Origin of the sequence: Acidovorax sp. HMWF018, from assembly GCF_003061035.1 — a bacterium.
GTDB classification, from domain to species: domain Bacteria; phylum Pseudomonadota; class Gammaproteobacteria; order Burkholderiales; family Burkholderiaceae_C; genus Acidovorax; species Acidovorax delafieldii.
This window is the reverse complement of record NZ_QAIM01000243.1, coordinates 1-6,329: the sequence shown is the minus strand read 5'-3', so window position 1 is coordinate 6,329 and position 6,329 is coordinate 1. Positions and strand designations below refer to the sequence as shown.

The 6,329-nt window shown below is 67.6% G+C and carries 4 protein-coding genes; 3 read left to right on the top strand and 1 reads right to left on the bottom strand.

The window, feature by feature from the left end; genetic code table 11:
* Positions 1-8: 8 nt before the first annotated feature.
* From gspN to DBR23_RS08725, 3 genes are read left to right on the top strand one after another with little or no spacing between them, the layout of a single operon-like run.
* The gene (gene gspN / locus DBR23_RS08735; RefSeq protein WP_108497981.1) at positions 9-821 is read left to right on the top strand and encodes a type II secretion system protein N; all 813 of its coding nucleotides are present in this window, start codon (positions 9-11) and stop codon (positions 819-821) included.
* Positions 822-825: 4 nt separating this feature from the next.
* Entirely contained in the window at positions 826-3,105 is a 2,280-nt protein-coding gene (gene gspD / locus DBR23_RS08730; RefSeq protein ID WP_108497980.1) for a type II secretion system secretin GspD, read from the top strand.
* Positions 3,106-3,118: 13 nt separating this feature from the next.
* Positions 3,119-4,507: a GspE/PulE family protein gene (locus tag DBR23_RS08725; protein ID WP_056059185.1), complete on the top strand. Its 1,389-nt coding sequence runs from the start codon at positions 3,119-3,121 to the stop codon at positions 4,505-4,507.
* A 66-nt stretch (positions 4,508-4,573) separates the two neighbouring features.
* On the opposite strand, the gene DBR23_RS08720 is transcribed toward DBR23_RS08725, so the two are convergent.
* Entirely contained in the window at positions 4,574-6,232 is a 1,659-nt protein-coding gene (locus DBR23_RS08720; RefSeq protein ID WP_108497979.1) for a methyl-accepting chemotaxis protein, read from the bottom strand.
* Positions 6,233-6,329 lie beyond the last annotated feature (97 nt).

Genomic DNA, 6,329 nt, shown 5'->3' with positions numbered 1-6,329 from the left:
TTCCCCCCGTGGCCCGCAACCTCCGTCCGACACGCCCTGCCCCCCGCTCCGCCCCCCGCACGGCGTGGGGCTGGGCATGGGCCGGTGCGCTGGCCGGCGTGCTGCCCGCCGTGGTGGCCTTTGCGCCCGCGCACTGGCTGGCCAGCGGCGTGGCCCGCGCCACCCAGGGACAGGTGCTGTTGCTGCAGCCAAGGGGCACGGTATGGACCGGCTCGGCCCAACTGGTGTTGACTGGTGGCCAGGCCAGCAAAGACAGCGCCGCCCTGCCCGGCCGGGTGGACTGGCAGCTGCGCCCCACCTGGGGCGGGCTAAGCGCCCAACTGCACGCAGGCTGCTGCACGCCCGAGCCCCTGCGGGCCCAGGTGCACCTGCGCTGGGCCGGCCCGCAAATCACTGTGGCCGACGGCCAGAGCCAGTGGCCTGCGGCCTTGCTGGCGGGCCTGGGCACCCCCTGGAACACCCTGCAGCCGCAGGGACAGCTGGCACTGCAGACACGCGCGCTGACGGCGCAATGGGCTGCTGGCCGCATGGTGCTGTCGGGCAAGGCCCAGATGGATGCGCGGGCCATGTCCTCGCGCTTGTCCACCCTGCGCCCCATGGGCAGCTACCGGCTGGTGCTGCAGGGCGGCGAGGTGCCCACACTCGCCCTCAGCACCCTCGACGGGGCCCTGCAACTGAGCGGCAGCGGCCAGTGGGTGGGCAACCGCCTGCGCTTTGCGGGCGAGGCCAGCGCCACCCCCGAGCGGGAGGCCGCACTGTCCAATCTTCTGAACATCATCGGACGGCGCAATGGCGCGCGCTCCATCATCACCGTGGGTTGAATCTATGACTTTCCTGTTTGCTCCACGCCTGCGCTTCACTCTCAAAACCATAGCAGTCAGCGCAATATTTACCTGCGCCAGTGGCCAGATTGGCGCCCAAACGGCGGTGGACACCCGCACCGGCAGCGTGCGCCCCAGCGAACCCGTCACGCTCAACTTTGCCAACGCCGAGATCGAGGCCGTGGCCCGCACCATGGCCACCATCACCGGCCGCAACGTGGTGGTGGACCCACGGGTCAAAGGCCAGCTCAACCTCGTGACCGAGCGCGCGGTGACGCCTGCCGCCGCGTTCCAGCAGTTCCTGGCCGCGCTGCGCCTGCAAGGCTTCACGGTGGTGGAGGCGGCGGGCCTGTACAAGGTGGTGCCCGAGGCCGACGCCAAGCTGCAGGGCGGCAGCGTGAGCGTGGTGCAGGGCAACGCGGGCAGCGCGCCCGGCGGCGGGCAAATCGTCACGCAGATCTTCAAGCTCAACTTCGAAAACGCTGCCAATCTGGTGCCGGTGCTGCGCCCGCTCATCAGCCCCAACAACACCATCAACGTGAACCCCGGCAACAACTCGCTGGTGATCACCGACTATGCCGACAACCTGCAGCGCCTGGCGCGCATCGTGGCGGCCATGGATGTGTCCAACGCCAGCGATGTGGAGGTGATTCCGCTCAAGAACGCGATTGCCAGCGACCTGGCACCGCTGGTGTCGCGCCTGATCGACGGCGGCAGCGCCAACGGGGGCGCCGCAGCCGCGGCCGCGCCCGGCCAGGCCGACACCGCGTTCAAGACCACCCTCATCGCCGAGCCGCGCAGCAACTCGCTGATCCTGCGTGCCGCCAACCCGGCCCGCGTGGCCCAGGTGCGCGCCCTGGTGGCCCAGCTAGACCAGGCCCCCGCGCCGGGCAGCAGCGCGGCCAGCGGCAACATCCATGTGGTCTACCTCAAGAACGCCGACGCCACCAAGCTGGCCACCACCCTGCGCGCCGCCATGGCGGCCATGGGTGGCGGCAATGGCGGTGCGGCCAGCAGCGGTGGCGGTGCCAGCTCGCCCGCACCCAGCACGGGGCTGAGCACCGGGGGCATGCTGTCCACCAACGGCAGCTCGTCCGGCAGCAGCACCAGCGGCGGCCTGGGCTCCAGCACCAGCGCCATGGGCACCAGCAGCACCAACAACAACCAGCCCTCCACCGGCGGTCAGATCCAGGCCGACCCCACCACCAACTCGCTCATCATCACGGCGCCCGAGCCGCTGTACCGCCAGCTGCGCGACGTGATCGACAAGCTCGACGGCCGCCGCGCGCAGGTGCTGGTCGAGAGCCTGATCGTCGAGGTCTCTGCCAACAAGGTGGCCGAGTTCGGCATCCAGTGGCAGGGCATTCTGGGCAAAAACGGCGATGGCACCGTGGGCGTGATCGGCACCAACTCCGGCGCGGCCGGTGCCAACATCCTGAACGTGACAGCCGCCCTGGCCTCGGGCTCCACCACCTCCATCGCGACGGCGGCCAGTTCGCTGGGCAAGGGCCTGAACCTGGCGCTCGCACCGCGCATTAACGGCCAGTACTACCTGGGCGCGCTGGCGAACTTCCTGCAGAACAGCGGCGATGCCAACGTGCTCTCCACCCCCAACCTGATGACGCTGGACAACGAAGAGGCGCGCATCATCATCGGCAACAACGTGCCCTTCGTGACCGGCTCGTACGCCAACAGCACCGGCAGCAGCACGGTGAACCCGTTCACCACGGTGGAGCGCAAGGACGTGGGCCTGATGCTCAAGGTGCGTCCGCAGATCAGCGAGAACGGCACGGTGAAGATGGCGATCTACCAGGAGGTCTCCAAGATCGACACCGCCACGCTGAGCAACGCCAACGGCCCCACCACCAGCAAGCGCTCCATCGAGTCGAACGTGGTGGTGGACGATGGCAGCATCATCGTGATTGGCGGCCTGCTGGAAGACAGCTACTCGCAAGGCCAGGACAAGGTGCCGGTGATGGGCGACATCCCGGTGCTGGGCAACCTGTTCCGCAGCGAGAACCGCACCCGCAACAAGACCAACCTGATGGTGTTCCTGCGCCCCATTGTGGTGCGTGATAACGCCACCAGCGACGCATTGATGATGGACCGCTACGAGGCCATCCGCGCGCTGCAGCAGACCACCCAGCCCGCGCCCAGCGTGGTGATGAAGTCGGTGTCGGGCGCACCCATCCTGCCCGCACTGCCACAACGCACAGAGCCCGGCGCCGCCACCGTGCCTACACAGCCGCTGGCGCCCCTGCCCGCAGAGACCGCTCCACGCTGAAGGGCCGCCACGCATGCGCCACCCCCTGCCCTACGCCTTTGCCCGCACCGCCCAGCTGCTGCTGGAGGACGACGGCCACCAGCTGGTGCTGTGGCACGGCCCCAGCCCCGACGCGGGCGCGCTGTCCGAAGTGCTGCGCAAGCACCCGGTGCAGCAACTGCTTGCGCTCGATGCCCCGGCCCTGGCCCAGCGCATCAGCGCGGCCTATTCGCACAGCGAATCGAGCGCCGCCACCGTGGTGAGCGAGGTCGAGAGCGACGCCGACCTCTCGCGCATGATGCAGGAGCTGCCGGCCGTCGAGGACCTGCTGGAATCAGCCGGCGACGCACCCATCATCCGCATGCTCAACGCCCTGCTCACGCAGGCCGCACGCGACGGCGCGAGCGATATCCACATCGAGCCCTACGAGCGCCACAGCAGCGTGCGCTTTCGCGTGGACGGCACGCTGCGCGAAGTGGTGCAGCCCAACCGCGCGCTGCACGCCGCCCTGATCTCGCGCCTGAAGATCATGGCCGACCTGGACATCAGCGAAAAACGCCTGCCGCAGGACGGCCGCATCAGCCTGCGCCTGGGCACCCGTGCCATCGACGTGCGCGTCTCCACCCTGCCCAGCGCGCACGGCGAGCGCGCCGTGCTGCGCCTGCTGGACAAGAGTGAAAGCAAGCTCAGCCTGGAGGCCGTGGGCATGCAGGGCGACACCCTGCGCCGCTTTGAGGGCCTGATCGGCCAGCCGCACGGCATCATCCTGGTCACCGGCCCCACGGGCTCGGGCAAGACGACCACGCTGTATGCAGCGCTGGGTCGGCTCGACGCCACGCGCAACAACATCATGACGGTGGAAGACCCCATCGAATACGAGCTGCCGGGCGTGGGCCAGACCCAGGTCAACAGCAAGATCGAGCTGACCTTTGCCAAGGCCCTGCGCGCCATCCTGCGGCAGGACCCGGACATCATCATGATTGGTGAAATCCGCGACTTCGAGACCGCGCAGATAGCCATCCAGGCCTCGCTCACGGGTCACCTGGTGCTGGCCACCCTGCACACCAACGACGCGGCCAGCGCGGTCACGCGCCTGACCGACATGGGCGTGGAGCCCTTCCTGTTGTCGTCGTCGCTGCTGGGCGTGCTGGCCCAGCGCCTGGTGCGCAAGTTCTGCAGCCACTGCCACGGCGCGGGCTGCGAGCACTGCGGCCAGACGGGCTACACCGGCCGCACGGGCGTGTTCGAGTTGCTGGTGACCACGGACGCGATCCGGGCACAGATCCACAACCAGGCCTCAGAGGCCGACATCCGCACCGCAGCGCTGGCGGGTGGCATGGCGCTGATGCGTGACGATGGCGAACGCCTGATTGCCGCCGGCATCACCAGCCGCGAAGAAGTGCTGCGGGTGACGCGGGACTGATTTGCTACGTTTTTGATAGCTTCCAGCACATGAAACACTAGCGCTACCAGCCAAAAACACTTCAAACTACCGGATCTGCAGCGCGGGCCGGCGCCCCACCTGGGCCATCGCAGGTGCGGTGGGCGTTGCGGGTGCCGAGGTGCTAAACGCCGGGGATGCGGTCGCGCCATCCTGCAGCTTGAACTGGCTGACCGCGCTGTTGAGGTGGTGCGCCTGCTCGCGCAGCGACTCGGACGCTGCGGTGGACTCCTCCACCAGCGCCGCGTTTTGCTGGGTCATCTGGTCGAGCTGCGTGACCGACTGGCTGATCTGGCCGATGTTGTCGCTTTGTTCGGCCGACGAAGCGGTGATCTCCGCAATGATGTCGGACACGCGCCGCACGCTGCTCACGATCTCGGTCATGGTCTGGCCGGCCTGGCTCACCAGGCGCGAGCCGTCTTCCACCCGCTCCACCGACGAACCGATCAGGCCCTTGATCTCCTTGGCAGCTTCGGCGCTGCGCTGCGCCAGGTTGCGCACCTCGCTGGCCACCACCGCAAAGCCACGGCCCTGCTCACCGGCACGGGCGGCTTCCACCGCCGCGTTGAGCGCCAGGATGTTGGTTTGGAACGCAATCGAATCGATCACGCCCGTGATGTCCGCGATCTTGCGTGAGCTGGTGGTGATCTGGTCCATGGTGGTCACCACCTGCGACACCACGGCGCCGCCGCGTGCAGCCACCTCGGCGGCGGACGAGGCAAAGTCGCTGGCCTGGCGCGAGGCCTGGGCGCTTTGCTGCACCGTGCTGGTCAGCACCTCCATCGATGAGGCGGTCTCTTCCAGGTTGGCCGCTGTCTGCTCGGTGCGGTGGCTCAGGTCATGGTTGCCACTGGCGATCTCGGAGCTGGCGGTGGAGATGTTGCCCGCCGCGTCCTGCACCTGGCGCACCAGGTCACGCAACGAGTCCTGCATGCGGCCCATCGCCCCCACCAGCTGGCCCACTTCATCCTGGTTCATGGCTGCCACATCGCGCGACAAATCGCCACTGGCAATGCGTTCGGCCAGCTCCTGTGCCTGTCCGAGGGACTTCGTGATGGAACGCACGCTGAAGAACGTGAGCGGAATCAGCACCGCCAGCGCCAGCACCAGGCCCACACCAATCAGTGCGGCCATGGTGGAGGTGCGCGATTCGACACCCGCGCGGGCCTCGTCCATCTGCGCACGAGCCGAACCCGCCAGGCTGGAGAACAGCTTGTCGGTGGCTTCCATGTGGACCTTCAGGCGATCGGCGTAGGCGCCGCCCCCTGCGCCGTCAAGCTGCGCGCCCTCGATCTTCTCGAAGATGGGTGAGATGCCGGTTTCGTACTGCTTGATCTCGTCGAGCGATTTGTCGATCGAGGCCACAAACTCGGCATCGCCCGACTGCACCTGCCGCACATCGGCCAGACGCTTGCGCAGGGAAGTCAGGGTTTTGGCCCAGGACTCGCGCAGGGCAGAGACCTCGACCGAGTTGTTGAAGTTGATGATGATGTCTTTTTCGGTCCGGCGCATGTCACCCAGGGTGGTGCGCAGCTCGGACATGTCTGTCAGCGTCTGCACGCGTTCTGAAAACAGCACCTGCAGCGTGCCGCGCGTTCGGTCCAGCGCCACGTAGCCCATGGCACCAATGACGACCAGAAGGATCAGGGAAAAGACGGTTCCGAAGTAGAGACGCGTGCGGATGGAGAAGCGGCCGAGAGCATTCATGGCTCTTCCTTACATTTTTTAACAGACAGTCCAGCATAGCAAATTTGGTGCCACACACACCCCCCGCCTTCTGGGCCGGGGGTGGGCGGGACTATAT

Bases quoted from the DNA above. Each gene is read 5' to 3' on its own strand.
- DBR23_RS08720 (WP_108497979.1), bottom strand. From the start codon at position 6,232: ATGAATGCTCTCGGCCGCTTCTCCATCCGCACGCGTCTCTACTTCGGA.
- gspD (WP_108497980.1), top strand. From the start codon at position 826: ATGACTTTCCTGTTTGCTCCACGCCTGCGCTTCACTCTCAAAACCATA.
- DBR23_RS08725 (WP_056059185.1), top strand. From the start codon at position 3,119: ATGCGCCACCCCCTGCCCTACGCCTTTGCCCGCACCGCCCAGCTGCTG.